This window comes from Thermostichus sp. OS-CIW-32 (genome assembly GCF_054060415.1).
Genome location: NZ_JBSSDD010000006.1, coordinates 122685 through 147845, shown reverse-complemented (window position 1 = coordinate 147845; position 25161 = coordinate 122685). Strand labels below are relative to the sequence as shown.

The 25161-nt window shown below is 58.0% G+C and carries 24 protein-coding genes; 14 read left to right on the top strand and 10 right to left on the bottom strand.

What is annotated here, in order from left to right; translation table 11 throughout:
* The first annotated feature begins 12 nt into the window (after nucleotides 1–12).
* Nucleotides 13–594 (top strand): rhodanese-like domain-containing protein, encoded by a 582-nt coding sequence (locus tag ACVWY8_RS09180; protein WP_414344471.1) that lies wholly within the window; start codon nucleotides 13–15, stop codon nucleotides 592–594.
* The gene (locus ACVWY8_RS09175) at nucleotides 591–2405 is read left to right on the top strand and encodes a SulP family inorganic anion transporter (protein ID WP_457393877.1); all 1815 of its coding nucleotides are present in this window, start codon (nucleotides 591–593) and stop codon (nucleotides 2403–2405) included. The genes ACVWY8_RS09180 and ACVWY8_RS09175 overlap by 4 nt, the downstream gene beginning before the upstream one ends.
* Here ACVWY8_RS09175 and ACVWY8_RS09170 read toward each other — a convergent pair.
* A complete protein-coding gene (locus ACVWY8_RS09170; RefSeq protein WP_457393879.1) occupies nucleotides 2383–3642 on the bottom strand; it encodes a hypothetical protein in 1260 nt (419 codons plus the stop codon). The genes ACVWY8_RS09175 and ACVWY8_RS09170 overlap by 23 nt on opposite strands.
* A 227-nt stretch (nucleotides 3643–3869) precedes the next feature.
* On the opposite strand from ACVWY8_RS09170, the gene trxA reads away from it, so the two are divergent.
* On the top strand, nucleotides 3870–4202 hold the full coding sequence (gene trxA, locus ACVWY8_RS09165) for a thioredoxin (RefSeq protein ID WP_457393881.1): 333 nt from the start codon (nucleotides 3870–3872) through the stop codon (nucleotides 4200–4202).
* A 76-nt stretch (nucleotides 4203–4278) separates the two neighbouring features.
* Nucleotides 4279–5073, top strand: a complete 795-nt coding sequence (gene lipB, locus ACVWY8_RS09160; protein ID WP_457394081.1) for a lipoyl(octanoyl) transferase LipB — start codon at nucleotides 4279–4281, stop codon at nucleotides 5071–5073.
* A 60-nt stretch (nucleotides 5074–5133) separates the two neighbouring features.
* Here lipB and ACVWY8_RS09155 read toward each other — a convergent pair whose 3' ends face one another.
* Both ACVWY8_RS09155 and ACVWY8_RS09150 read right to left on the bottom strand, forming a co-directional pair.
* Nucleotides 5134–5583 (bottom strand): tetratricopeptide repeat protein, encoded by a 450-nt coding sequence (locus ACVWY8_RS09155; protein WP_457393883.1) that lies wholly within the window; start codon nucleotides 5581–5583, stop codon nucleotides 5134–5136.
* 291 nt (nucleotides 5584–5874) lie between these two features.
* A complete protein-coding gene (locus ACVWY8_RS09150) occupies nucleotides 5875–6456 on the bottom strand; it encodes a Uma2 family endonuclease (protein ID WP_457393886.1) in 582 nt (193 codons plus the stop codon).
* 133 nt (nucleotides 6457–6589) lie between these two features.
* Between ACVWY8_RS09150 and purB the strand changes: the two genes are divergently transcribed.
* From purB to ACVWY8_RS09110, 8 genes are all read left to right on the top strand, one after another.
* Complete coding sequence (purB, locus tag ACVWY8_RS09145) at nucleotides 6590–7885, top strand: adenylosuccinate lyase (protein ID WP_457393889.1); 1296 nt, start codon at nucleotides 6590–6592, stop codon at nucleotides 7883–7885.
* Nucleotides 7886–7894: 9 nt separating this feature from the next.
* The gene (locus ACVWY8_RS09140) at nucleotides 7895–8875 is read left to right on the top strand and encodes an aspartate carbamoyltransferase catalytic subunit (RefSeq protein ID WP_457393892.1); all 981 of its coding nucleotides are present in this window, start codon (nucleotides 7895–7897) and stop codon (nucleotides 8873–8875) included.
* Between the two features lie 508 nt (nucleotides 8876–9383).
* Nucleotides 9384–10445, top strand: a complete 1062-nt coding sequence (gene pstS, locus ACVWY8_RS09135; protein WP_457393895.1) for a phosphate ABC transporter substrate-binding protein PstS — start codon at nucleotides 9384–9386, stop codon at nucleotides 10443–10445.
* A gap of 147 nt (nucleotides 10446–10592) precedes the next feature.
* Complete coding sequence (pstC, locus tag ACVWY8_RS09130) at nucleotides 10593–11576, top strand: phosphate ABC transporter permease subunit PstC (protein WP_457393898.1); 984 nt, start codon at nucleotides 10593–10595, stop codon at nucleotides 11574–11576.
* Nucleotides 11577–11614: 38 nt separating this feature from the next.
* Nucleotides 11615–12508: a phosphate ABC transporter permease PstA gene (gene pstA / locus ACVWY8_RS09125; protein ID WP_414399765.1), complete on the top strand. Its 894-nt coding sequence runs from the start codon at nucleotides 11615–11617 to the stop codon at nucleotides 12506–12508.
* A 70-nt stretch (nucleotides 12509–12578) separates the two neighbouring features.
* The gene (gene pstB, locus ACVWY8_RS09120) at nucleotides 12579–13376 is read left to right on the top strand and encodes a phosphate ABC transporter ATP-binding protein PstB (RefSeq protein WP_099883872.1); all 798 of its coding nucleotides are present in this window, start codon (nucleotides 12579–12581) and stop codon (nucleotides 13374–13376) included.
* A gap of 112 nt (nucleotides 13377–13488) precedes the next feature.
* The gene (locus ACVWY8_RS09115) at nucleotides 13489–14856 is read left to right on the top strand and encodes an FAD-binding oxidoreductase (protein WP_457393901.1); all 1368 of its coding nucleotides are present in this window, start codon (nucleotides 13489–13491) and stop codon (nucleotides 14854–14856) included.
* 191 nt (nucleotides 14857–15047) lie between these two features.
* Nucleotides 15048–16241: an RNA-guided endonuclease InsQ/TnpB family protein gene (locus tag ACVWY8_RS09110; protein ID WP_457394083.1), complete on the top strand. Its 1194-nt coding sequence runs from the start codon at nucleotides 15048–15050 to the stop codon at nucleotides 16239–16241.
* A gap of 69 nt (nucleotides 16242–16310) precedes the next feature.
* Here the strand turns inward: ACVWY8_RS09110 and ACVWY8_RS09105 are convergent, their stop codons facing one another.
* The 3 genes from ACVWY8_RS09105 to ACVWY8_RS09095 form a co-directional block, all read right to left on the bottom strand.
* Nucleotides 16311–16745: a DUF29 domain-containing protein gene (locus ACVWY8_RS09105; protein ID WP_011433505.1), complete on the bottom strand. Its 435-nt coding sequence runs from the start codon at nucleotides 16743–16745 to the stop codon at nucleotides 16311–16313.
* Between the two features lie 355 nt (nucleotides 16746–17100).
* The gene (locus ACVWY8_RS09100; protein ID WP_457394086.1) at nucleotides 17101–18156 is read right to left on the bottom strand and encodes a permease; all 1056 of its coding nucleotides are present in this window, start codon (nucleotides 18154–18156) and stop codon (nucleotides 17101–17103) included.
* Between the two features lie 79 nt (nucleotides 18157–18235).
* On the bottom strand, nucleotides 18236–19372 hold the full coding sequence (locus ACVWY8_RS09095) for a citrate synthase (protein ID WP_457393904.1): 1137 nt from the start codon (nucleotides 19370–19372) through the stop codon (nucleotides 18236–18238).
* Nucleotides 19373–20066: 694 nt separating this feature from the next.
* Between ACVWY8_RS09095 and ACVWY8_RS09090 the strand changes: the two genes are divergently transcribed.
* Nucleotides 20067–20558 carry a hypothetical protein gene (locus ACVWY8_RS09090; protein WP_457393907.1) on the top strand — a complete coding sequence of 164 codons (492 nt, stop codon included), beginning with the start codon at nucleotides 20067–20069 and terminating at the stop codon, nucleotides 20556–20558.
* 266 nt (nucleotides 20559–20824) lie between these two features.
* On the opposite strand, the gene ACVWY8_RS09085 is transcribed toward ACVWY8_RS09090, so the two are convergent.
* Nucleotides 20825–21553, bottom strand: coding sequence for an SDR family oxidoreductase (locus ACVWY8_RS09085; protein ID WP_011433499.1), 729 nt, complete (start codon nucleotides 21551–21553; stop codon nucleotides 20825–20827).
* Between the two features lie 84 nt (nucleotides 21554–21637).
* On the bottom strand, nucleotides 21638–22873 hold the full coding sequence (locus ACVWY8_RS09080) for an anion transporter (RefSeq protein WP_457393910.1): 1236 nt from the start codon (nucleotides 22871–22873) through the stop codon (nucleotides 21638–21640).
* A gap of 301 nt (nucleotides 22874–23174) precedes the next feature.
* On the opposite strand from ACVWY8_RS09080, the gene thrB reads away from it, so the two are divergent.
* On the top strand, nucleotides 23175–24101 hold the full coding sequence (gene thrB / locus ACVWY8_RS09075; protein WP_414329601.1) for a homoserine kinase: 927 nt from the start codon (nucleotides 23175–23177) through the stop codon (nucleotides 24099–24101).
* A 24-nt stretch (nucleotides 24102–24125) separates the two neighbouring features.
* On the opposite strand, the gene ACVWY8_RS09070 is transcribed toward thrB, so the two are convergent.
* Nucleotides 24126–24671, bottom strand: coding sequence for a diacylglycerol kinase family protein (locus ACVWY8_RS09070; protein WP_414329599.1), 546 nt, complete (start codon nucleotides 24669–24671; stop codon nucleotides 24126–24128).
* Nucleotides 24655–25152, bottom strand: a complete 498-nt coding sequence (gene ybeY / locus ACVWY8_RS09065) for an rRNA maturation RNase YbeY (protein WP_457393913.1) — start codon at nucleotides 25150–25152, stop codon at nucleotides 24655–24657. The genes ACVWY8_RS09070 and ybeY overlap by 17 nt, the downstream gene beginning before the upstream one ends.
* Nucleotides 25153–25161: the final 9 nt, after the last annotated feature.

Here is a 25161-nt window from a genome sequence, read left to right as displayed (position 1 = left end):
AAGGAGACAACCATGACCGTAACCCAACAAAACCCTATCCCTTCCGCTTCGCAAGAACGGGATCCCCGTCTCAAGGAGATCGATGCCCTGACCTTAAAACAGTGGCTGGATCAGGGGCGAGTCCAGCTCATTGATGTGCGGGAGCCGGGAGAATATGCCGATGAGCGGATCCCGGGGGCCATCAACATGCCCCTATCTACCTTTGACCCGGCCAAAGTGCCCGCCTCTACGCCAGAAAAGCCAGTGGTGTTGCAGTGCCGCATGGGCAGCCGCTCCATCCGCGCCGGTTGCCAGTTGCTAGACCGCGGTTGGCCGGAGGTGATTAGCCTTAAGGGAGGGATCGAGGCTTGGAAAGCGGCCAAGCTGCCCGTTACCCGCACCCAAAATGCGCCCATCTCCATCATGCGGCAGGTGCAGATTGCAGCGGGATCCCTGGTGCTCACCGGAACCCTTCTGGGGGCCTTTGTCAACCCCTGGTGGCTGCTGCTGAGTGGCTTTGTGGGCGCTGGGCTGGTGTTTGCGGGTGTAACCAACACCTGTGGCATGGCTCTGCTCTTGGCTCGCATGCCCTGGAACCGAGGTCAGGCGCTATGAGTGGGATCCCTTCTGCTTCCTCTTCGGGGCAAGGGATCCTGGCACGGTACCTGCCCTTTGCTAAGGAGTCCCTTTGGGTCTTCCACTATCAGCGATCGGATTTGCCGGGAGATCTGATCGCTGGCCTTGTGGTGGCTATTCTGCTGGTGCCTCAGAGCATGGCCTATGCCCTGTTGGCGGGGTTGCCTCCCCAGGTGGGCCTATACGCCAGCATTTTGCCAGTGATCGTCTATGGGCTACTGGGATCCAGCCGTGCCCTGGCGGTAGGGCCAGTGGCCATCATCTCCCTCTTGGTGGCGGCAGGGTTAGAGCCGCTGGCCGGTCGCGTCAGCGGGACGGAGTCCTTGCCGGGCAGCCCGGAGTATGGACAGTTGGCTTTGGGGCTGGCCTTGGAGGTGGGTCTGGTCCAGGGGGCTATGGGACTGCTGCGGCTGGGATTTTTGGCTAACTTTCTCAGCCATGCAGTGGTGACTGCCTTTGGCAGCGCGGCGGCCTTGATCATCGGCTTCAGCCAGCTCCGCCACCTCCTGGGGGTCAAGATCGCCAATACGGAGTCCTTCTTGCTGTTGGTGCAGCGGCTGTGGCAGAGCCTGGATAAGGTAAACTGGGTAACCTTTGGCTTGGGGCTGCTGGCCGTATCCCTGCTGGTGTACGCTCAGCGAAAGTTGCCCCACCAACTGCGGCGTTGGGGTGTGCCTCCAGGTTGGGCCTTGATTTTGACCAAGGGGGCACCGCTAGCGGCTGTGCTCGTGACCAGCCTGTTGGTCTGGGGCCTAAACCTCTCGGAGAGGGCAGGGGTATCCGTTGTTGGCTCCATTCCTTCCGGGTTGCCCCCCTTGGGCTTTCCCTCGTTGAGCTGGGGACAGTGGACAGCGCTTCTGCCCACCGCCTTGGCCATCAGCTTGGTGGGCTTCACGGAGAGCTATGCCGTGGGGCAGTCCTTGGCCAGCCAGCGGCGGCAGAAGGTGGATCCCAACCAAGATCTGGTGGCTTTGGGGGCAGCCAACTTGGCAGCAGCCTGCAGTGGCGGCTATCCGGTAACGGGCGGCATTAGCCGGTCGGTGGTGAACTTTCAAGCGGGAGCCAACAGCGGCCTGGCCTCCCTAATCACCGGCCTGTTGGTGGCTTTGACGGTCATCTGGCTGATGCCCCTGTTCACCTTCTTGCCCCAGACCACCCTGGCGGCCATCGTTCTGGTAGCAGTGCTGGCACTGGTGGATTTTCACCCCCTGCTGCAAAGCTGGCGCTACGACCGCGGCGATGCCCTGGTTTGGTTGGTAACCTTTGCCAGTGTGCTGGGGATCGGAGTGGAGCAGGGGATCGGAATAGGGGTGTTAGTCTCCATCCTGCTCTTTCTTTGGCGGGCTAGCCGTCCTCACATTGCCATCGTGGGTCAGGTGCCCGGTACGGAGCACTACCGCAACGTGCAGCGCCATGAGGTGATTACCGATCCCCGTATCTTGGCAGTGCGGGTGGACGAGAGCCTGTTTTTTGCCAACGCAGCCTACTTGCAGGAGTATCTGCTGCGAGAGGTGGCGGCGCGACCCACAGTGGAGCAGGTGCTGCTCGTTGCCAGCGCCATCAACTTCATCGACGGCAGCGCTTTGGAAGTGCTGACCCAGTTGGTGGAACGTTTGCAGCAGGCAGGGGTGGGCTTTGCCATGGCCGAGGTGAAGGGGCCGGTAATGGATCGCCTCCAAAAGGCTGGGTTTGTGGAGAAAGTGGGCGCTGAGCGCTTCTTCCTCTCCACTCACCAGGCGATGCAAGCCCTCGGATCCCAGCAGAGCCTCAGTCAGGTGTCATCTTCCTGATCAGCACAAGGGGGGTTTGTTCAGCGGCATTGCCGGCGGGGTTCTTGCCCAGGGCTTGCTCCACCAGCTCCCGCTCTACGCCGGGGCTGGCTGCCAGGATCTTGACCTGCCCCAGATCGTTGGCATCCACGATGGCCACTTCGTAGCCCGTCTGCCGATGCAGATCCCCCACCAACTTGGCCGGATCCCGCGGCCCCAGCACGATGAACTGGTCATAGGGAGGCAGGGTGCCAGTAACGTCGTCGATGAGATCGGCCTGCTCCCCCGCCAGGACATAAAAGACCCCCGGGATCCCCAGCAGTTTGGCCAGGGATCCCACCACAAAAGCCCACACCACCCGCCAGGCCCCGGAGCAGTCAATCAAAGTCTGCATCCCGTAGCAGCTTGAAAGACTGGTCTTGGAGGGGAAGAAGTAGCACAGGGTGCGGGCCAGCCAGCCGGGCTGCACCTGCAGGGGATGGCGGAAGTTGCCCTGCACAATGGCCACGGCACTCTCGGAAATAGCCACCACATCCCCAGGCTGGACGTGAGGGCTCACGTACCGCTGCAGCACCTCGGCCAAGTCATCGCTGGGGGTCAGCAGATGGGTGGGAACGGCGGCCCAAAGGAGGGATCCCTGCTTCTGCCAGTTCAGCTCCGGCAAGGGCTCCACCTCCTGCAACGGCAGGATGAGATGGCTGGTCTTGAGGGTGCGCCGCTGCCGCCCGTACTGGATGTAGTCCAACTCCAGCCAGGCCGAGCGCAAATGGGCCAGCCCTTCCCCCTTCAGCTCGATCTCAACCTCTAGGCCAGTCTGGTTCTGGGGGGTGATGATGTAGGCCTGCCAGTAGTTGTCTTGGCGGGGGGGAAGATCCGGATGGCGAGAGCGCAGGCGTAGGCGGGTGTGAATGCCTTCTAGGGATCCGGCGCTGAGCAAATGCAGTCGCGGCTGCACCTGGGCCAAGGTGACCTCAAAGAGGGGGTTGAGGTTGCGAGCCACAAACTCCGCTTGAATGACCCAGTGCTCGGGGGTGTGGCGGCTGATGCGCCAGCCTTGGGGCTCCACCACCAGGTGATCGGCGGGGCGGGTCTTGAGCCAGTAGAGCAAGCTGCCCAAACTCAGCAGCAACCCGGCCACTACCTGAGCCCAGCCCCAGGGATCCCACAGCCAACGCCAAGCCCCCCATAGGCTGAGTCCTACCCCGGCCAGCACTGTGGCCAACACGCCACGATTCACCATGCTGCTGCTTGTTGCCATCGGGATCCCACTCCTCCAAGTCCTTAAACCCTGCTAAAGTCTGCCCCTTTGTCCACCACAACACCCTAGACTACGGGTACGCTCTAGCTCTTCTCCTGAACCCTAGCCATCCTACCGGGAAACCGAAGCAGGCTGCGGCGAGATCTCCACACCAATTTTTAATCTCAAACAGTTAGCTTACAAATAGATTTCATCTCAGGCTTTTCAGAACACCCTTGGAGTTTCCTATGGCGCACAAACAGCAATTCAAAAGCTTTGACGACATGATTCAGGGATCCAAAACCCCCATCCTGGTGGATTTTTACGCCACTTGGTGTGGTCCCTGTCAGGTGATGGCCCAGGTGCTGGAGCAGGTGAAGCCGCAGGTGGGTGACGCCATCTCTTTCGTAAAGATTGACACAGAAAAGTACCCCAATATTGCTGCCCGCTGGGGTATCTACGCCGTGCCAACCCTCATTCTGTTCAAAGATGGGAAGCCGATTGACCGCATTGAGGGGCTGTTGCAGCCGCGGGCCCTGTTGGAGCGGTTGCGGGCGCAGGTCAACCTGCCGGTAGGCTAGGTGGACGTTGCTGGGATGGGGTCTTTTGGTCATCTTCTGGTGGCACAGCGAGCTCTCCAGCAAAACCGCCTTTGAGATGTCCTCGCAGGTGTTTGAGCGCTCTTTGGGATCTCCGCCTCTGGAGGTTCACCTGGCGGGAGAGGTGCCCTATCGCACCGCTTGGGCTTGGCAGCAAGCCAGGGTGGCTCGCCTGATCTGCAATCCGCAGCTGCCAGATGGGCTCCTACTGCTCACCCACCCGCCGGTCTACACCCTGGGGGCAGGGGCGGATCCCAAGTTCCTCAAGAGCTTGGCTGGACAGATAGGATCCCCAGCTGCCCGCCCAGAATTCCTCTCTGGACAAGGGCCAGAAATCCTGCGGGTAGAGCGCGGCGGCGAAGTCACTTACCACGGGCCAGGCCAGTGGGTTGGTTATGCGATCCTCAACCTCAGGCGCCACCGTCTGGATCTCCACTGGTACCTGCGCCAACTGGAGCAGGTGCTTATTGAAACTGTGGCCCACTTTGGCCTGCGGGGGGAGCGGATCCCTGGCCTCACAGGGGTTTGGGTGGAGGGGCGCAAAGTGGCGGCCATCGGCATCAAGGTCTCCCGCTGGGTGACCTACCACGGCTTTGCCCTCAACGTCTGCCCGGATCTAGCTGCCTTCGAGGCCATCGTGCCCTGTGGGATCCCTGATCGCCCGGTGGGATCCCTGGTGCACTTTTGTCCGGAGGTAACGATGGCTGCCGTAGCTCCGGTGCTGGTGGAGTCGTTCTGTCAGGTCTTTGGGCTGCAGGCTCAGGCAGTTTCCCTGGCCGAGTGGTTGGGAGAGCCTCGGCTTTCTGACAAGTTGCTGGGAGAATCAACCGCTCAGACGCCTAAGCGCAAGTGAGGGGAAAGACCAGACAGGTTACCCAACTTCGAGGTGGCCCTAGGTTTAATCCAAGGGCGGCTACTCCACCCCCAACTGGCGCAGCAGTTGCTGCAGGATGGCCTGGTTGGCAAAGTTGCCACTCTTGGAGAAGAGAGCCAACGCCTGGCGAAAGTCGGCCATCGCCGCTTCTCGATCCCCCAACTGAAGATAGGCCACCCCGCGGCTAAAGTAGGCTTCTGGGATCCCTGCATTCAACTGAATGGCCCGCTCCGCATCGGCCAGAGCTTCTTCCGGCTGGCGCAACTGGTTGTAGACGTAGCTGCGGTTCACATAGGCCGGCGCATAGGTGGGATCCAACTGCACCGCCCGATCCAGATCCGACAGGGCAGCCACGGGATCCCCCCGCAGCAACTTGAGGGATCCCTGCCAGTTGAGCTCGGAAGCGGTGTTTGGGGCCGAGGTCTTCTCAGGAGGAGGTGGGAAGGCAGGCAAAGAGATGGCAGGGGCAGGAGCGAGGAATGCTGCCAAGAAACCTATCAGAGCTATCCTTCCCCATCGACACTTGATTGTGCTCCGCACCGCTAATGACGTCCTCTTCGGATCCCGAACTAGTTCAATATAGACCGTCGGCGAGAGGGGCAACCCCCTGCACTTAACTTGCAAGGGGTGCGGGGAGCTACAAGTTCCGCGCTCTGGCGGGAAAGTCAGGGTCGAGATACCGACTCCTCTGCCAAGTCGTTCTGTGACGCGGGGCAGGAATGCCCAATGGCAAGGTTGGGAGGCCCAAGCTCTATTGGCTAGAGTGAGGGCGGGGGGATGTTACAAGGAAAGCTTCTGGAATAGATGAGCCACCGGCAGGGCAAATCCTGGAATAACCTCTTCACCTTCTAGAAGATCAACCGATTTCAGGAGGCAGTCAGGCTCTTGAGAGCTGCGATACACCAGGACGTAGTGCTCGCTGGGGTGAACCAGCCAAACCAGGCGGCTGCCATTTTCAAAGTACTCCACCAGCTTGTCATGAATTTCTTCAACCGTATTGCGGGGGGAAAGCACTTCAACAGCCAGATCTGGAGCGCCTTCCAAAAATCCTGTGGGCAGTTCAGCCATGCCCTGCAAGCGTTCTTTAGCAAAAAAAGAGATGTCAGGGGAGCGCCAATTTCCACTCTTCATCTTAAAAGCAGTGCTGGAATCTAAAACGATCCCCAGCTTGTTGGACAAAACGTAGGGGGTCAAAGCTGCCAATAGGAGGCTGCAGACATAACCATGGAGTGCCCCCGCGCTTCCCATATCAATTGGCTTCCCATCAACAATCTCGTAGCGATGTCCCTCCCTGGACAACGCCATGAATTCTTCGGCTGTCCAAGCTCTTTTTCCCTGAGTTGGCACAGCTCCGACGGTCATCTGCAAACTCCTTGCTGCTCCTTCGACACCGCAAGCCAAGCCCGCAGGGATCCCCCAGCGGCTTTTCCTCGAGGGGGGACGCCAAAGGCTAAAATAGCCTAGCTCATCCTACTGTACCGACGGAAAAGGCACCTTGATCGAGCGCTACACTCTGCCCGAAATGGGCCAGATTTGGTCCACTGCCCACAAGCTCCAGACCTGGCTGCAGGTGGAGCTGGCTGTCTGTGAAGCGCAAGCGGAGCTGGGGCGGATCCCGCAAGAAGCCCTGCAGGAGATCAGAGCCAAAGCCGCCTTTGACCCGGCGCGGGTTTTGGAAATTGAGGCGGAAGTGAAGCACGATGTTATTGCCTTCTTAACCAACCTCAACGAGCACGTGGGCGAGGCAGGGCGCTACATCCACCTGGGCCTGACCAGCTCGGACGTGTTGGATACCGCTCTGGCCGTGCAGCTTGTGGCCTCGGTGGAGATCTTGCAAGCCCGCCTGGCCGACCTCATCGCTGCTATCCGCGACCAAGCTCGGCAGTACCGCTACACCCTCATGATCGGCCGCACCCACGGTGTTCACGCCGAGCCGATTACCTTTGGCTTTAAGCTGGCAGGGTGGCTGGCCGAGTGCCTGCGCCACCAAGAGCGCCTAGCTCGCCTGCGGGAAGTGGTGGCGGTGGGCAAGATCTCTGGCGCCGTGGGCACCTACGCCAACGTGCCTCCCCAGGTGGAGCAGTTGGCCTGCGCTCGCCTGGGCCTGAAGCCCGATACAGCCTCGACACAGGTAATCTCGCGGGATCGCCATGCGGAATATGTGCAGACTTTGGCTTTGATTGGCTCTTCGCTGGAGCGCTTTGCTACCGAGATCCGCAATCTGCAGCGGACGGACGTGCTGGAGGTGGAAGAATACTTTGCCCCCAGCCAAAAGGGATCCTCTGCCATGCCCCACAAGCGCAACCCCATCAAATCTGAACAGCTAACCGGGATTTCCCGCCTCCTGCGGGGGTATGCCCTTCCGGCTCTGGAAAACATCCCCCTTTGGCATGAGCGAGACATCTCCCACAGCTCGGTGGAGCGGGTTATCCTGCCCGATGCCTCCATTCTCTGCCACTATCTGTTGGTCAACATGGCCGACCTGGTGCGCCACCTGCAGGTTCACACCGGCAACATGGAGCGCAACCTCAACCTCTACGGCGGCGTCATCTTCAGCCAGCAGGTGCTGCTGGCTTTGGTGGAGAAGGGCCTTAGCCGCGAGGAAGCCTACCGCCTGGTGCAGGAAAATGCTCACCGCGCCTGGAACCAGCCGCAGGGGGACTTTCGCGCCAATCTGCTGGCGGATCCCCGAGTGATGGCTCACCTGAGCGAGGCAGAACTGCAGGCTTGTTTTGATCCCCAGCGCCACCTAACCCATTTGGACGAGATCTTTGCCCGCCTGGGCATTTGAGGATCCCCTATGGTTTGGCAGCGGCAGCACGTCTTGGGCTTGGCGGATTTTACTCCCGAAGAATACCAGATGGTTTTGCAGACCAGCGCCAGTTTCCAGGAGGTGTTGACGCGGCGGTTGCCCAAGGTGCCCACCTTGCAGGGGAAGGTGGTGGTGACGCTGTTCTTCGAGCCTTCCACCCGCACTCGTTCCAGTTTTGAGCTGGCGGCCAAGCGCCTTTCGGCCGATGTGCTTAACTTTTCCCCTGGCACTTCTTCCTTGGGCAAGGGGGAGACGCTTTTGGATACGGCCCGCACCTTTCTGGCCATGGGATCCGATCTCTTAATCGTTCGCCATGCCCAGGCAGGAGTGCCCCAACAATTAGCTGCCGAGATCGACCGCCGCGGATCCCCTGTGGGCGTTCTCAATGCCGGGGATGGACTGCACGAACATCCCACCCAAGGTTTGCTGGATTTGTTTACCCTCTGCAGCCATCTGGATCCCCGGCGTCCCCGTCTGGAGTTGCTGCAAGGGATCAAAATTGCCATTGTCGGCGATATTCTCCACTCGCGGGTGGCCCGCTCCGATATCTATGCCTTGGTGGCTGCCGGAGCTGAGGTTCACTTAGCCGGCCCTCCCACCCTGTTGCCCAAGGATTTTGCCCAGTTTGTACCCGGCCATACGCTCCCTGTCCATTGGCAGCTAGAGCCTGCCCTCGAAGGGTCGCGTTTTGTTATCACCCTACGCCTGCAGCAGGAGCGCATGGGCGAGTTCCTTCTCCCCAGCTTGCAGGAGTACCATCACTTCTTCGGCCTCACGCGGCAGCGGCTGCGCCTGTGCCACCCGGATGTCAAGCTTCTGCACCCCGGCCCGGTCAATCGCGGTGTGGAACTCAGCTCCGAGGTGATGGAGGATCCCGGCTTGAACCTGATTGAGCAGCAGGTCACCCACGGCGTGGCGGTGCGCATGGCCCTGCTGTACCTCATGGGGGGCGGGCGGATCCCAGCTTAGAGCCCAGATCTTTCTCTGCTCGGGGAACATGTAGAGCTGCCCCACGTCTAGAAGGTTGGAGTCTATCTTCTAACCAATTCTCTCTGCCAAAAGCCGAAAGAATCTCTGGGCGGGGCTTTTCCCGCCCTGCTGAAATCATGTCCAAGCTTGCCGAGAGGTGAGCAACATCTTTGTCTCAAATTTTACACATCTTGGATCTGGATCGAGTTTTTTTGCAGCCGTCTAAGCTTAGCTCTTATTCAAGTTGTGTCCGTTTGATTGGTTGTCAAATGAGATAGAAGTTCAGCAGTATAAGCCTTTTCGCGGATCCTGGGCTCCAGGATCCTGATTTTGCTGAAATCCAAACTGGCCAAAACCACCAGATGGAAAATCGAGGTTTGGAAACGAGCCAGCACACTCAAAAATATCGATTTTTCTCTTGACTTAACCCAAAGTTAACCTTTAGATATCCCTCCGTTAACTTTGAGGTTATAGGGTTGAAGATGTTGATTTGCCACAGATATTACCTATGCGAACCCTGCTTTCTGCTTTCTCCCTCACCGCTCTAACAGTAGGATTTCTAACAGCGACCTCGGCTCAAGCCCAAACCGTGCAAATCTCCGGGGCGGGCGCGACCTTTGCGGCTCCTTTGCTGCAACGTTGGTTTGACGCCTACAACCGCACCGTAGACCCCACTGTGCAAGTCAGCTATCAGTCTGTCGGTAGTGGTGCTGGCCTAGAGCAGGTGATCAATGGCACTGTGGACTTCGGCGCTTCCGAGGCGCCTTTCTCCGGTGCTCGCCTGGAAAGCTTCCGAGCTAAATACGGCTATGATCCCCTACAGTTGCCTCTGGCGGGAGGGGCCATCGAGTTTGCCTATAACCTGCCCGGCATTGAAGACGGAGAGCTCATCCTGAAGCGGAAAACCTACTGCGGCATCGTGACCGGCGAGATCACTCGCTGGGACGACATTCGCATCAAGGCCGAGAACCCACGTATAGCAAACAAGCTGCCACCCCTGGACATCACCTGGGTACACCGCTCTGATGGTTCTGGGACTACCTTTGTGTTCACCAACCACATCAGAACTGTCTGCCCTAATTGGACAGCCGGTGCTGGTACTTCTGTCGAGTGGCCTGTTGGCATTGGAGCCCAAGGGAATGAGGGCGTAGCCGCCACCATCAAGCAGGAGCCAGGGGCAATTGGCTACGTGAACCAGTCCTATGCCAAGCTGGAAAAGATGACCACTGCTCGCATGGAAAACAAAGCGGGCAACATTGTTGAGTTCTCGACTGAGGCAGCTACCTCGGCGCTGAATGCTCCCATTCCTGATAACTTTGCGCTGTTGGTGCCCGACCCTGAAGGGCCAAATGACTACCCAATCGTGGGCTTGTTCTGGGTGATGCTGTACCGCGAGTATCCCGATCAGCAGAAGCTGACCAAGCTGGTGGAGGCTCTGAAGTGGACCCAGGGGCCAGAGGGTCAAGCCATCACCAAGGAGCTGGACTACATCCCTATGCCTGAGGCGGCTATCCAGCGGATCTTTGCAGAGCTGGATGCCATCACCGTTAACCCCAAGGCGGTGCGATGACTGGGTTGCAGCCTGAACTCCACTAGAGTGGAGCTGGTGGCCGGCTGAGGAGGCAGATGAGGCTTTCTCGGTCGGCTGCTGGGCTTACCTTGCACGGTGGGATTTTTAGGAAAGTTTTGAACCGAAGATGATCATGGGAGAGAGGCTATGACTTCAGCGGCTACGGGTTATGGTTCACCACCAAACCCGGATATCGATGTTGACATTGAGAAAAAGGCGAGCCTGTCTCGGGCTGTTGATGTGGGCTTTGTCCGCCTGACGCTGGCCTTGGCAGGGTTTGCCGGCATTATCCTCATCTGGGTGATTCTTCAAACCACCGAAGCGGCTCTGCCGGCGATTCAGCAGTTTGGCTTGGGCTTCCTGGTTACTGCCCGCTGGAACCCGGTGGAAAACATCTACGGGGTGCTACCACAGATTTATGGCAGTTTGGTGACCTCTCTGGTGGCTTTGATTTTTGCCATCCCTCTGGGCATTGGCACTGCCATCTTCCTGACGGAAGGTTTTGCCCCCAAGTGGGTAACGGAGCCGATTAGCTTTGCCATTGAGCTGATCGTGGCCACTCCCAGTGTGGTGCTGGGGCTGTGGGGGATCTTTGTGCTGATTCCAGCAGTGCGGCCCATCTTTCGAGCCATTAACCAGACGCTGGGTTGGATCCCTTTCTTGGGTGGCCCGGCTCCGCGGGGGCCCAGCTTGTTGATAGTGGCTATGGTGCTGGGGATCATGATCTCTCCCATCATCATCTCCATTACCCGCAGTACCCTTGAATCTCTGCCACGCAGCCTAAAAGAGGGCGCTTTGGCTCTGGGGGCAACCCGCTGGGAGACCCTCTTAACGGTGATGATCCCTGCCGGCCTGTCGGGCATTGTCAGCTCGATCATGCTGGCGCTGGGGCGGGCCCTGGGAGAGACCATGGTGGCGGCCATGCTTTCCGGCAACGCCAACCGCATCAATATCTCCCTAATGCAGCCGGGATCCACCATTACTGGCTTGATTGCCTCTCAGTTTGGCGAGGCAGGACGCTTGCAGGTTTCGGCTCTCATGTATGCCGGCGTGGTGCTGATGGTGCTGACGTTATTGGTCAACATTGTTGCCGAGATCATCATCCGCAAGTTTCAAAACTTGGAGCAGTAACTTGGGAAGCAGAAAGAAGATAAAGGAGCACTGTTATCATGTCCGACTCAGCACAGCTTGCCCCTGAGAAGGTTGACATCGACATTACTCGTGCCGCCATTGCCCCTGTCCGCAATTACACAGGCATTGTCCTAACCCTGCTGAGTGGCCTCTTTGTGGCGGTGATCATAGCTTCCCTATCTTGGGTGCTGTGGGATGTGGGCAAGGAAGGCATCCAGCGGATAAATTGGGATGTCCTCACCCAGACCCGCTACCCTGCCCCTGGCCTGGCGGAAGGGGGCTTTGGTCACGCAATTGTCGGCAATTTAATGGTGCTGGCTACGGGGGCGGCTTTGAGCTTTCCCTTCGGCATCTTGGCGGCAGTGTACTTGTCTGAATTCGGTCGCGGCACCCGCTTGGCTTATCTGGTTAAGTTTTCCTGCAATGTGCTCACGGGGGTACCGGCCATTCTCTGCGGCCTGTTTGCCTATGCTGTGGTGGTGAGGGGATCCGGCTTTTCGGCTTTCTCGGGAGGGGTGGCTTTTGGCGTGCTGATGCTGCCGATTGTCATCCGCTCCACCGAGGAGGCGTTGCTGCTGGTTTCGCCCGACATGCGCTTGGCTTCCCTTGGCCTGGGCTCAAATCGCTTTCAGACCACAATGCGCGTTGTTTTGCCGGCAGCGGCACCGGCCATCGTAACCGGGCTAATCCTGGCTTTGGCCCGAGCGGCAGGCGAGGCTGCACCTCTGCTCTTTACCGCCTTCAACAACAATTTCTGGTCTACTGATCTCTTTGGCCCGGTGGCTACCTTGCCGGTGATGGTCTACTTTTTCTCCATCATTCCCTACAGGGTGCAGCAGGAGCTGGCTTGGGCGGGCGCTTTGGTTTTGTTAGCCATTGTTTTGGCGGCCAGCTTGACCGCTCGCTTTTTGGTGTACAAGACCAGGAAATAGCCTGAGGATTCTCAACAAAGTCTTGAATCGAACTCTTCGTCGAACTCTAGCTCTTTTTGTGAGTGCTGCCATGCAAACTCAATCTCTTAACCAGACCTCTTACGTTTTCAGGACCGAGAACCTGAATGTCTACTATGGCTCCAATCTGGCGGTAAAAAATGTTACTCTGGACATCCCAGCCCGACAGATTACTGCGTTTATCGGCCCTTCCGGCTGTGGCAAAAGCACGATCCTACGTTGCTTCAACCGCACCAACGATTTGATCCCCGGTGCTCGTGTAGAGGGCAAGCTCACCTACCACGGCAAGGATCTCTACGCCAAAGAAGTCGATCCGGTGGCGGTGCGGCGGCGTATCGGCATGGTCTTCCAAAAACCCAATCCCTTCCCCAAAAGCATTTACGACAACGTGGCCTACGGCCCGCGGGTGCTGGGGATGAAGGTAGACTTGGACGAGGTGGTGGAAACCTCGCTGAAACGGGCTGCCCTCTGGGATGAAGTCAAAGACAAGTTGAAAGAAAATGGTCAGTCGCTGTCGGGAGGGCAGCAGCAGCGCTTGTGTATTGCCCGCGCTCTGGCGGTACAGCCGGATGTGATTTTGATGGATGAGCCCTGTTCGGCACTGGATCCCATTTCCACCCGCCGTATCGAAGAGCTGATGAAGGAGCTGGAGGAGGAATATACCATCATCATCGTCACCCACAACATGCAGCAGGCCAGCCGCGTCTCGGATATGACGGCTTTCTTCAGCGTGGAGCTGGTGGGATCCAACCGTGTGGGCGAGCTGATTGAATTTGACAGAACTGAAGTCATCTTCAACAGCCCCACCAAGCAAGCCACAAGAGATTATGTGGAGGGCCGCTTCGGCTAATCGACCTGGCCGGACAGGGATCCTTCCCATACTGTTCTCGGCAAACCCTTTTGCAGGCAATTTCTGCCGATGATGGGGTCTGAAGAACCGTTGCACCCAAATACGGATACCTATGATCGTTGCCGCTCCTGACAAGCTGCAGGCTTTGCGTTCTGACTTAGAGGGTATTGAGATCATCACTGATCCGGCTCAGGTGGCCAAGTTGTCGTTGGATTTTTACCACTACAGCCCCGTGCTGAGCCGACAACTGAGCGACAAGCGGGGAGATTTGGTGGTGCGCCCCGCCGATGAGGCCGAGGTGATGCGGGTGGCGGCGGCCTGTGCCAGGCTGCGGATCCCGGTTACGGTGCGCGGTGCCGGTACCGGTAATTACGGCCAATGTATCCCGCTGGCCGGGGGTGTGATCCTGGACATGGGCAAGCTCAACCAGGTGCTTTGGGCAAAGCCGGGCTTGGCGCGGGTGCAGGCGGGGGCCAAGTTGATGGCCATAGACAAACACACCCGGGAGATGGGCTGGGAGATCCGCATGGCTCCTTCCACCTATCGCACGGCCACCATCGGGGGGTTCATTGCTGGCGGCAGTGGTGGCATTGGCTCTGTGACTTACGGCCAACTGCGGGATCGGGGCAACATCTTGGGGCTGCGGGTGGTCACCCTGGAGGAAGAGCCCCGGGTGCTGGAGCTGCGGGGAGATGAGGTATTCAAAGTAAGCCATGCCTGGGGCCTCAATGGGATCATCACCGAGGTGGAGATCCCGCTGGCGCCTGCTTATCCTTGGGCGGAGCTGGTGGTGGCCTTTCCCCCTGAAGTGGGCTTTATGCCCTGTGCCCATTTTGGCCAAGCCCTGGGAGATGCCGATGGGATCCTCAAGAAATTGGTCAGCCTGCACGCTTGGCCGATCCCCAGCTACTTTGCACCGCTGCGGGGTCATTTGCCAGAAGGATCCGCTGTGGCCCTGTTGATGGTGGCCGAATGCAGCCTGGAGCCGCTGTTGGAGCTTGTCCGGGAACATGGGGGCCAAGTGGTTTACAACAAAACTGCCCAGGAGGCCAGCAAAGGGATCTCGCTGGGGGAATTTTCTTGGAACCACACCACTTTGCACTGCCGCGGCGTGGATCCCAGCCTTACCTATTTACAATCGGCTTTTCCCGCCGACCGGGAGCTGAGGCTGGTGCAGCACATGTACGAGTATTTTGGCGACGAAGTGCTGATGCACCTGGAGTGGATTCGCATCAACGGGCAAGCTACCCCCGTCGGCCTGCAAATTGTCCGCTTTACCACCGAAGAGCGTCTAAACGAGATCATGCGCTACCACGAAGAGCAGGGAGTATTTATTGCCAACCCCCACACTTTCATCATCGAAGACGGCGGGCGCAAAGTGATGGATCCGCGCCAGATTCGTTTTAAAGAAGAAGTGGATCCCTATGGCCTGCTCAATCCGGGCAAGATGCGCACCTGGCAGGAGCGCGCCTCTGCTTGAGGAATAGCAACAGTAGCACAGCAATTGGCCTTGGTCTATCTGTATTGCCCATGTTTAATCCCTGATGGATTGTCTGGGCAGGACAACACCAGTCCAAAGCTCTACAGTCAGCTAGAAATCGCAGGAGCCCCGCACTGTACCCGTAGAGTCGGTGTCGGGAGGAATGCGCTTTGATGAAGTACAATGAACTTATGAGCCAAGTCCTGACCATATCCTGCAAGCTCAAGGTGTCCCCGTCGCAAGCCGCCAAATTGGACGCGACGATGGAGGCTTTTGGCCAAGCCTTGAATTGGGTCAACCAGAACACGCCGGAGAAGATCGTCAACGCGGTCAAACTGCAATCCCTTTGCTACTACGAGATTCGAGCCCGGTTTGGCTTGTCCAGTAACTTGGCTCAACAGGTGTGCAGACGGGTAGCGGGTTCCCGCAAAGTGGCTAAGCAGAAAAAGCGTCCCGTCAAGGGGTTTAAGAGCGGCTTTGTTACCTACGACGCTCGCATCTTTTCGTTCCGTCAAAAAGACTGGACGGTGTCGCTGACTACGGTGGAAGGGAGAGAACGCTTTGAACTAGCCATTGGCAACTACCAGCGTGGGATGCTGGCTGGTTCCAACCCCAAATCTGCCACCCTGGTCAAGCGCAAAGATGGCTCCTACTACATCCAGATTTGCGTAGAGAAAAAGCCACCCAAGCAACAAGATACCGACAGGGTGATCGGGGTGGACTTGGGCAGGACGGATATCGCCCATACGTCAGAGGGGGACAATTGGAATGGACAGCAGTTGAACCGAGTCCGCGACCACTACTCCCGGTTGAGGGCGGTACTCCAACGCAAAGCCAGTAAGGGCACCCGCAGTTCGCGGCGCAGATGCAGAGAACTGCTGCAACGGCTGTCTGGCAAGGAGAGACGCTTTCAGACGTGGGTCAATCATCGCATCTCTAAAGCTATTGTCTCTAGGGCAAAGACCACAAACAGCGCTATTGCCCTGGAAGACTTGACAGGGATCCGGGAAAGGGTCAATCAACAACCCCGCAGCAAAACCGAAAGGCGCAGAACCAACAGTTGGGCGTTCTACCAGCTACGCCAGTTTCTGGAATACAAGGCGAGAGTTGCAGGGGTTTCTCTGATTCTTGTTCCGCCCGCCTACACGTCGCAGACCTGTCACAAGTGTTTACACATCCATCCCGATCCTGCGCAATCCTACCGCAGTGGTAAGTCGTTCAAGTGTGGGCACTGTGGATGGGAAGGAGATGCGGACTTGAATGGTGCAAACGTAATTGCGCTCTTGGGGGCTGCCGTAAACCAGCCTGGAGGTCCGGGCTTGTTTTGTTCTCTGGTAGAGCAGAGCAGGCTCAGGGCTACTGAAAGCCCGCTCCGTACCGCTTAGCGGTCGGAGCCGGGTAGTTTACTACTGTGGGAATGCTGTCCACCGTTAAATGCTTTGTGGTGTGGACTGTCAAACTTCCGGCAGCCAGTCCTCTGCAAGCACCAACTCTGGAGAGTAGGGACAGACATCTGGAAATGTCGAGATTTCTATCCCCGTTTGCCTGGCTGCTTGGCGGCGCGCCCGTTGATAACTCTCTTCAAGTTGCTCTACCAGATAACCTTTTAGGCTAGGGCTATCTTCTATGGCCAATCCGATTTGGGTTCGTGCATCTGTAATGGAATCTAGCCAGCTATCTGAACGGCGCTGAGGTTGATATTGCCACTTGAGTAGATGCAGCAGAAGGCGAGTTAATTGACTGGTAATCCCTCGTCGTTCGCTCTTACCCAAATTCTCAACCTCTTCAATTAAGTGTGTTAGGTCAATTTCATGCCAGCGCCTTTCCCGCAATAGCCGGGTTGTTCGGTCAATCCACAAGTTAAAGTCTGTCGAGTATAGATTGCTCATAGCTTTGTCCTGCTGAAAAATAGGGTCGCGATAATTATGAAATCCAGACTACGTCCTTCTTGAGTTTACTACAATAAAACCTGTAACACCTGAGTTCTCAACCGTCTGGGAGCAGAGTCCTCTGGTGACAAACCTTATCCAGGCAACTCTTTCTATAGTCATTTCGATTTAAAGCAGGACACTGCACCCACACTTAAAGTGCACCGAGCCGGAAGGCTTTTCAAGGACTCCGTCCCGCTGGCGCGATCAGGAGCCCAGGCGTCTTACCCTAAACTGAAGCAACTATATTTGACGAATATTTGACGGAGAGTGGATGGAGAGGGTGTCCCTGTGGAGAAAGGTTCAAACAAACGCTTTAACTGCCATAGTAGTTGATGGCTAAAGCTCCCACCAGAGTAAGCTGAAAGACCAAGATCACGAAGTAGAAAATGGCGCGGGGCTTGAACAGAGTGAGCATCAAGCCTATGGCTTTCAAGTCTACTATCGGCCCAAACACCATAAAAGCCAACAGGGATCCCGGCGTAAAGGTGGCCGCAAAGGAGAGGGCGAAAAAGGCATCCACCGTCGAGCAGATGGAGATGATCCCGGCCAGGGCCATCATGATCAGGATTGAGAGCAATGCATCTTGGCCATAATCCAGCACAAACGAACGCGGGATCACCGTTTGAATCAGGGCCGCCATCGCCGAGCCCAAGATGAGCACGGATCCCAATTCGCGGATCTCCCTGGCCCAGGTCTGCAGCAGGAGAACTCCTTTTTGTTCCCTGGAGGGAGAAGGCGCAGCGGCCAGAGCAGAGCGATACACATCTTCAGCCGTTTGTAAAGTGGCCAGGGATCCGCCAGAGGCCCCTTGAGCAGGGCTCTGGGATCCAATCCAGAAGGTGCCCCCCTGCAACAACGGCGAGCGGGAGATGTTCTTCGGATCAGCTTCTTGGGAGCAATTGCGCTGCAGCTCCCGCCAGACTGACGGCTGCAACAGAGGCTGGAAATCCTTTTGCAGGCTGAAGATCAAGCCGACGACAACCGCAATGCCGAAGGAAAAGAGAACTCGGTAGATCACCAGCTCCGGCATGGAGCGAAAGGCAATCCAAGTAGAAAAGATCACCACCGGGTTAAACACCGGCGCCGCCAATAAAAAAGCCACCGCCACGTGGGGTGGGATCCCTTTGATCACCAGTTGACGGGCCACCGGCAGGTTGCCGCACTCGCACACCGGGAAAAAGAATCCTAAAGCGCCACCGGCCACCGCGCTGCCGATTTTGCCTTTGGGCAGGAAACGGGCCAACTGGGATCCCTCGACAAACACCGCCAGCAGCCCCGATAGAAACACCCCCAGCAGCAGAAATGGCATGGCCTGCACCACAAGGCTCAGAAACAGGGTGAATCCGTCTCGCCAAAGGGGAGAGTCCAAGAGGCTCAACACACCACCTCACGCACGACTTGGGCCTTACTGAGTTTGGATCTCGGCCCAGCGCCCTGTCAAACGGCTCTCAACCTCGCTCTTCTATGGGGATATAGCGTTGCTGGCGTTCACCTGTGTACACCTGGGTGGGTCGGAAAAGCCGATTATCGGACAACTGCTCCCGCCAATGGGCCAGCCAACCCGCCGCTCGGGCAATGGCAAACACCGGTGTAAACAAATCTTCTGGGATCCCCAGCTTGGCGTAGACCAACCCTGAGTAGAAGTCCACATTCGGGTAGATCCCCTTCGGCCCTAGCAACTCCTCACACACCCGCTCCACCTCCAGGGCAATGTCGTAGTACTTGTCGTGGCCGTAGCGCTCAAACAGCTCCTCAGCCAGCCGCTGCAGGATAGTGGCCCGCGGATCCTTCACCTTATAAACCCGGTGACCCATGCCCATGATGCGCTGTTTTTTGGCCAGTTTCTCCTCGATAAACGAGCGCACATTTTCCACCGAGCCAATTTGCCGCAGCAGCATCATCACCTGTTGGTTGGCCCCCCCGTGCAACAGCCCCGAAAGGGTACCCACCGCCGTGGCCAGGCTGCTGTAAGGGTTAGCCAGCGTGGAAGCGCTCACCAGAAGGGCAAACGTGGAGGCATTGACTGTGTGCTCGGCGTGCAAGATGAGACAGGTATCGAAAATGCGGGCCAACCAGGGATCCGGCTTCTTGCCCGAGAGCATGTATAGGAAATTGGCAGCATGATCCAGGTTGTCGTCCGGGGGAATGGGATCATTGCCCTGTCGCATCTGGTGGAACATGGCCACCATGGTCGGCAGCTTGGAGAGCAAGCGGGTGACGGTGCCGAATACATAGTCGGGATCCATCTCCCGCAGCGGGTAAAACAGCCCCAAGCCCGCCACACAGGTTTGCAGAGCATCCATCGGGTTGCCCGACTCTGGAAACGACTTGATCATGTCGCGGATGCGGTATTTCACCCGTCGATGACTGCGGATTGCCTGATCAAAGTTGTCCAGCTCCGATTGGGTCGGCAGCTTTCCAAAGATCAGCAAGTAGGCTGTCTCCAGAAAGGTACTGTGGGCGGTCAATTCCTCGATGGGGATGCCCCGATATTCCAGGATCCCCGCCTGGCCATCCACAAAACTAATGTTGGAGCGTGTGGCCGGAACGCCTTCCAAGCCTGGTCTGTATTCGCCATCCGCCATGGTCGGATCCTTAGAGCAAGTATTTCCTAGATAATGATGAATCAAGGGTTGCCAAAGGTGCCTGGAACCCAACCCCTTGTTCCTCTTGGGCAGCACTGACCCCGCTTTGCCCCATTGACATGCTCCCTGCTCTAGAGGGCGAGGATTCCAGTTACTGGTTCCGTGACAGCACTTACCGTAAAGGACTCCGTCTCGCTTTCGCAAGAAGGTTTCCCCTCTACGACAGCGGCGCTTGTCTCCCCAGTGGTTTTCTTTTTCAAGGCGGCTTCCCCCTGCCCTAGGGTGTTGTTGCAGACAACAAAAAACTATTACAAAACTATTTATTTATTATTTGTTTGGGTTTGACCCAGTCGTTAAACCGTTGGGCTTCTGCAGCGGTTGACTACCCTGCCGCTGCCGGCAGCATAGCACAAAGCCGCTCCCTACTGCTCCGCAAGCTGTCGCGACTGCGTCAGCGAGCCGTGAGCCTTGAGGGCCCAGTTTTTGGGTAAAGCAAAGTTTGGATCCCTGCAGCCAAGTGCCGCCCTTGCCATCCTTTACAGAGAGCTGGGCTGGGATCTGCCTTCTATCTTGCAACAGCTCCCGCTGCCCGACGCAAAAATTGTTGCTATGGTGAGAACTGCGCCCGGCTTGAGGGATCTTGGCGCCTGCCGGAGCCGTGAAAGTTCGCTCCCCCGCTTGGAGATCGGCATCGATGTCCGATACTGCTCAAACTCACCTTGGCTCCAGCCCAGTGCAAGGACCGGAGTACGTGGTGCTGGGAGTGGCCACTTGCTTCCAGCAGGATCAGGAAGGTCGCCTGGTAGAGGTTTTGGTGGCCGAGCCGGTGCCTGCTGCCGATTTGGACTGCCTGGCCCAAGAACGCCGCAGCACTTCCTATGTTCTCCTCTACGCCACAACCTACGCCGAGATCGTGAACAACGGGATCCCAACTTTGCCTGCCGAGGTTTTCCCGCCAGGGGTGTTGTTGGGAGAAGACTTCGTGGAACGGGTGCAGGCAGCGGCCCGCACCTATCGCAGCAAGCCCCAGTTTCGCCATATCCCCCTGCACCAAACCTGCACTCCAGAGCGGGGGGTGTTTAAGCTCAATCACAGCGTTGATCCCCGACGGATCCTCAACGCGGTTGTGGAGGTGAAGGATGCCGACAACATCAAACAGCACCCCCACACCCATCAACGGCTCTGACTCACTGGGTTGTACGGGTCAGACGTGCCCTGGAAAGCAGGTTGAACCGCCACTCTGGGCTAGGCTTCGGGATCCCTCTACCCTTCTGGAGCAGGTACGCAGCGGTCAGGTTTGGCTGGTTAAGGGAATGGGATCCCATGGGCTGTTGCTGGAGAAAGCTCATAATTGAGACGGGGGGAGCCCAAGAGAGAAACTCGAGCGCTTGTTTCACCAAAAGACAAGCTGCTGCCGCCTCAACCCCAGCAAAAGGACGGCAAAACACTTGGTCAAAGGAATTGGTGGCTTTCCGGCTGCAACACTATCTCGCTCGGTACAGCACCAGCGGGCGCTGTAAGGGCAAAGCAGATGGCTTCCGCAGCCGTGGCAGGGCTGAGCATCTTGTCTCGTTGCACCTTCAGGCTGATGGGATCCCAGAAGGGTGAGTCGATGCCCCCGAAGTAAAACAGCGTAAATCTGACCCCAAAGCGCTTCAGCTCATCGGCCATGCACTTGCTAAACCCGACCACCCCAAACTTGGCCGCACAGTAAGCAGAGGCCATCGCCATGGGATAACGTCCAAGGACGCCGGGAAAATTGAGGATGTGGCCGGATTTTTGCTCCCGCATGGGGTTGGCAGCCAGTTGGCTGGTGTAGAAGCTGCCCTTCAGGTTGACCGCCAGCATTCGCTCCAGGTCTGCGGGGGTTAGCTGGGGAGCAGGCTTCAGGATCCCGGCCCCGGCCAGGTTAATCAGCACGTCAATGCGCCCATGCTTTTGCACCGTTTGGTTGACCAGGGCCTCTACCTGGGCATAGTCCGTCACATCAGTGGGGATCCCCAATCCAGAGGCAGCCCCCAAAGAGGCTGATTTCTCCACTAGAGCTCGCAGGGGCTCTTCTCGCCGAGCGGCCAACACCAGATGGGATCCGGCCTGAGCCAGCATGGGCACCAGGACGCTGCCGATACCCCCTGTTGCCCCTGTGATCAAAATAACTGCCTGCGATAGCGGAGAAGACACGTTACGTTTCTTAAACTCTTTTTCCCATCATACACAGGGATCCCGACAAGCCAGTCACAGCCCCACTGGATCCCTCGACAGAGGTCATCTGAGCGATGGGGAAGACAGAAAGGGCTGGCACAGCCACAACCCACTGAACCCCAAAGTCAGCAGAGTGAGGGGCAGGCCAAAGCGCAGATGTTCCCCAAACGAGAGCACGTAGCCTTTTTTGGCCGCTGCCTCAACCGTGATCAGATTGGCCACCGCCCCAAATAGAGTCAAATTGCCCGCCAAAGTGGAGCCGGCAGCCAGCAACAGCCAAGCAGTGGTCTCCTGCCGAGGCAGGAACGATTGCAGCAACAGCACCGCCGGCACATTGGAGATGATGTTGGACAAAACGGCCACACTACTCAGCAGGGCAAGAGGGGATCCCGCCAGACTCTCTGCCAAGGATCCCAAGCTCATCCCCCAAGCAGTTACCAGCTCTCCCGTTGCCCGCGTCAGGATAAATAGCCCGGAAAACATCACCAGCAGATTCCAGTCCACCTGCCCCAAAAATCGCTCTGGCTTCAGCCTACGGGTAATCAACAACAGGGCCGCCGCCACCAAAGCCGATTCTGCCAAGGGAAGTCCGGCTACAAAGGCCACAAACAGCCCCCCCGTAATCACCACGCTCTTGCGCAACAGGGGCGGGTAGAGCCGCAGCGGCAGCCAAGGCACCCGAGCAAAGGGTTTCAACGAGCGCACCTCAGGGTAGTACAGCCACAGCAACCCCACTTCCAGCAGCAGCCCCACCACGGCAATGGGGGTCATCTGGGCAGCAAACTCCAGATAGCCGATCCCAGAGAAGGAGCCGATCAGGATATTCTGCGGGTTGCCGCTCAGGGTGGCGACGGATCCCAGGTTGGTGGCTGCCGCCAAGCCCAGCAGATAGGGAATCGGGTTTAACCCCAGCACCGTTGTGACCTGCAAAGTCAGGGGAGTAAACACCAGCGCCAGCGTGTCGTTGAGCAGGAAAGCCGAGAGCAGCCCGCTGCCGAACACCAGCATGATCAACAGACCAAAGGGGCTGCGGCTCACCCGAATCAAGCCCAGCAAAGCCAACTGAAAAGCCCCCCCATAGGACAAGCTGGCATTTACCACCATCATGCTCAGGAGAAACACAATCGTGGTCGGGTCAATGGCTTCCCAAGCCTGCCGTAGCGACAAGGTCCCCAAGCCAATCAACAGGGCGGATCCCACCAGGGCGATGGTGGCCCGGTTCATACGCAACCTAGGCAGGGATCCCAGTCCCAACCCGACATAGCTCAAACCCAACACCAACCAAGACAGCCCCTGCACCCCCCGATCCCTCCCGCACTTCTTTCAGGATCCCTGATGGGTTCAGCCAATGGCAAAGGCTGGAGTTGAAACAGGCCCAACATTCCCGATACTCAATAAGTCACAAATTAAGTCACAAGAACCAATCATGGTCAGAAACCTTTCGGGATAGTCCAAAAGCTCCGCTGGATCAGCGCGTTTGCCTCGGCGAGCTGCAGACCGAGCAGAGGTGGCGAGAATATCCAAGGTCTGGCCATCGTTCGTAGGATAATGGGAGCCCGCAGACATTGAGTTACCCACCGTTCACTGAGGAGTTGTCCCCTTGGTCAAAGAACGCGTAGAGGTCATCGTCCCGGCCACCACCGCCAACTTGGGGCCAGGGTTCGACTGCATCGGTGCAGCCCTAGAGCTCTACAATCACTTCCATTTTCGCGAGATCCCTTCCGGCCTCAGCATCCACTACCGCGGCAGCGACCACATCAGCCAAAGCAAGGACAACCTGGTGTACCGGGCTTTTTGCCGCGCCTTTGAGTTGCTGAGTAAGCCTGTGCCGGGGGTAGAAATCGAAATTACCCTCAACGTGCCCCTGGCGCGGGGGTTGGGCAGTTCTGCCACCGCCATTGTCGGCGGCTTGCTGGGGGCCAATGCCATTGGAGCACTCAACTTAGCTCCCGAAACCCTTCTACAACTGGCTATTGCCTTGGAGGGCCACCCAGACAATGTGGTGCCCGCCCTGCAGGGCAGTTGTCAGCTTTGTGTGCAGGGACAGCAGGGGCAATGGGTGTTCTGTCCGGTGGAGTGGCATGAGAGCATTGGCATCCTGGCCGTAGTGCCCAACTTTAAGCTTTCCACCCAAGCGGCCCGCGAGATCCTGCCCAAATCCGTCAGCTTGGCGGATGCGGTTTTTTCCAGCAGCCATCTGGGCCTGCTCATTCGCAGCTTGCAGTCGGGGCGGGTGGACTGGCTGAAAGTGGCTCTGCAGGATCGGCTGCACCAGCCGGCGCGTATGGAGCTGATCACCGGGTTCAAAACGGTTCAAGCTGCAGCCATGGCTGCCGGAGCCTATGGGGTGGTGATCAGCGGAGCCGGCCCCACTCTTCTGGCCCTCTGTGCTCCCGAGAATCGGGAACGGGTGGGATCCGCGATGGTCAGCGCTTGGGCGCAGTTGGATATTGAAGCGGAGGCCAAACTGCTCAACCTGGACCGGCAGGGAGGACGGGTGGTGATCCACTCCCAGCCGTCTGGATAGGAAACTCCCTCTCCAGTCGGGGAGCTACCCTGCTGCCGGGAAGCCATCTTGCAGCAGCAACACCAAGGGCGGAAGAAATAGCCAAGCCGCCACCATCAAGGACGCCACTGCCGCCATCAACACCGCTGCCGCCGCGCAATCTTTGGCGATCTCGGCCAGGAGATGGTACTTGCTGCCCAGGGTGAGATCCACCACTGCTTCCAGAGCGGTATTCACCAGCTCCAGCGCCATCACCAAACCGCTGGTTAGGCTAATCACGGCCATTTCCAGGGCGCTCAGCTGCAGGCCCAGCCCAAGGCCAAAGGCCATCACCGCCATCACCATGTGAATGCGCAAGTTGCGCTGGGTGCGGATGGCATAGACCAAGCCCTTGCCCGCGTAGTAGAAACTTTTGCCCAAGTTGTCGGCCACTTGCCAAGAGGGGGGGCGTCGCCAGGGATCCCTTCCCAAAGGCTCGGCACTGGCTGCCCGATCCGCCTCAGATGGCTGCGCTGGGTCTCTGGAATGGACGCGCCGCCGGAACACCGCCAGGCGAGAACGCTCCGGCAACCGACTAGGGCTGTTGGCCATGGGCCACCTCCCCATCCAGTTGGATGGCGGCAAGCAACTGTCGCTGTTGCTGCAACATGCGCTGTAGGGACAGTTCATCCGGGTGATCCCACCCCAGCAGATGGAGCAACCCGTGGCTGGCCAACCAGGCCAACTCTTGCGAAAGACGATGCCCCTGCGCCTTGGCTTGTGCGCGGGCGGTGGGCACCGAAATCACAATATCCCCCAGTAGGCGTACCCCCGTTACGTCTTGGATCTCAAAGGGGGCAAACATCTCCTGCGCGGCAAAGGCCAGCACGTCGGTAGGCTCGTCGAGGTGGCGAAACTCGCGGTTGAGCTGGCGGATGTGCTCATCGGAAGTGAGGCAAAGGCTGAGCTCGCATGGCTCCTGGACTCCCAGCTCTTTCAGCCAGATCTCAAACCAATGACGCCAAGTGGCTTCTTCAACCGGGCTGGGGATGTTGAATTGCAGATAGAGATCTAGATCTAGAGATCCATCCATGCGGGCCTC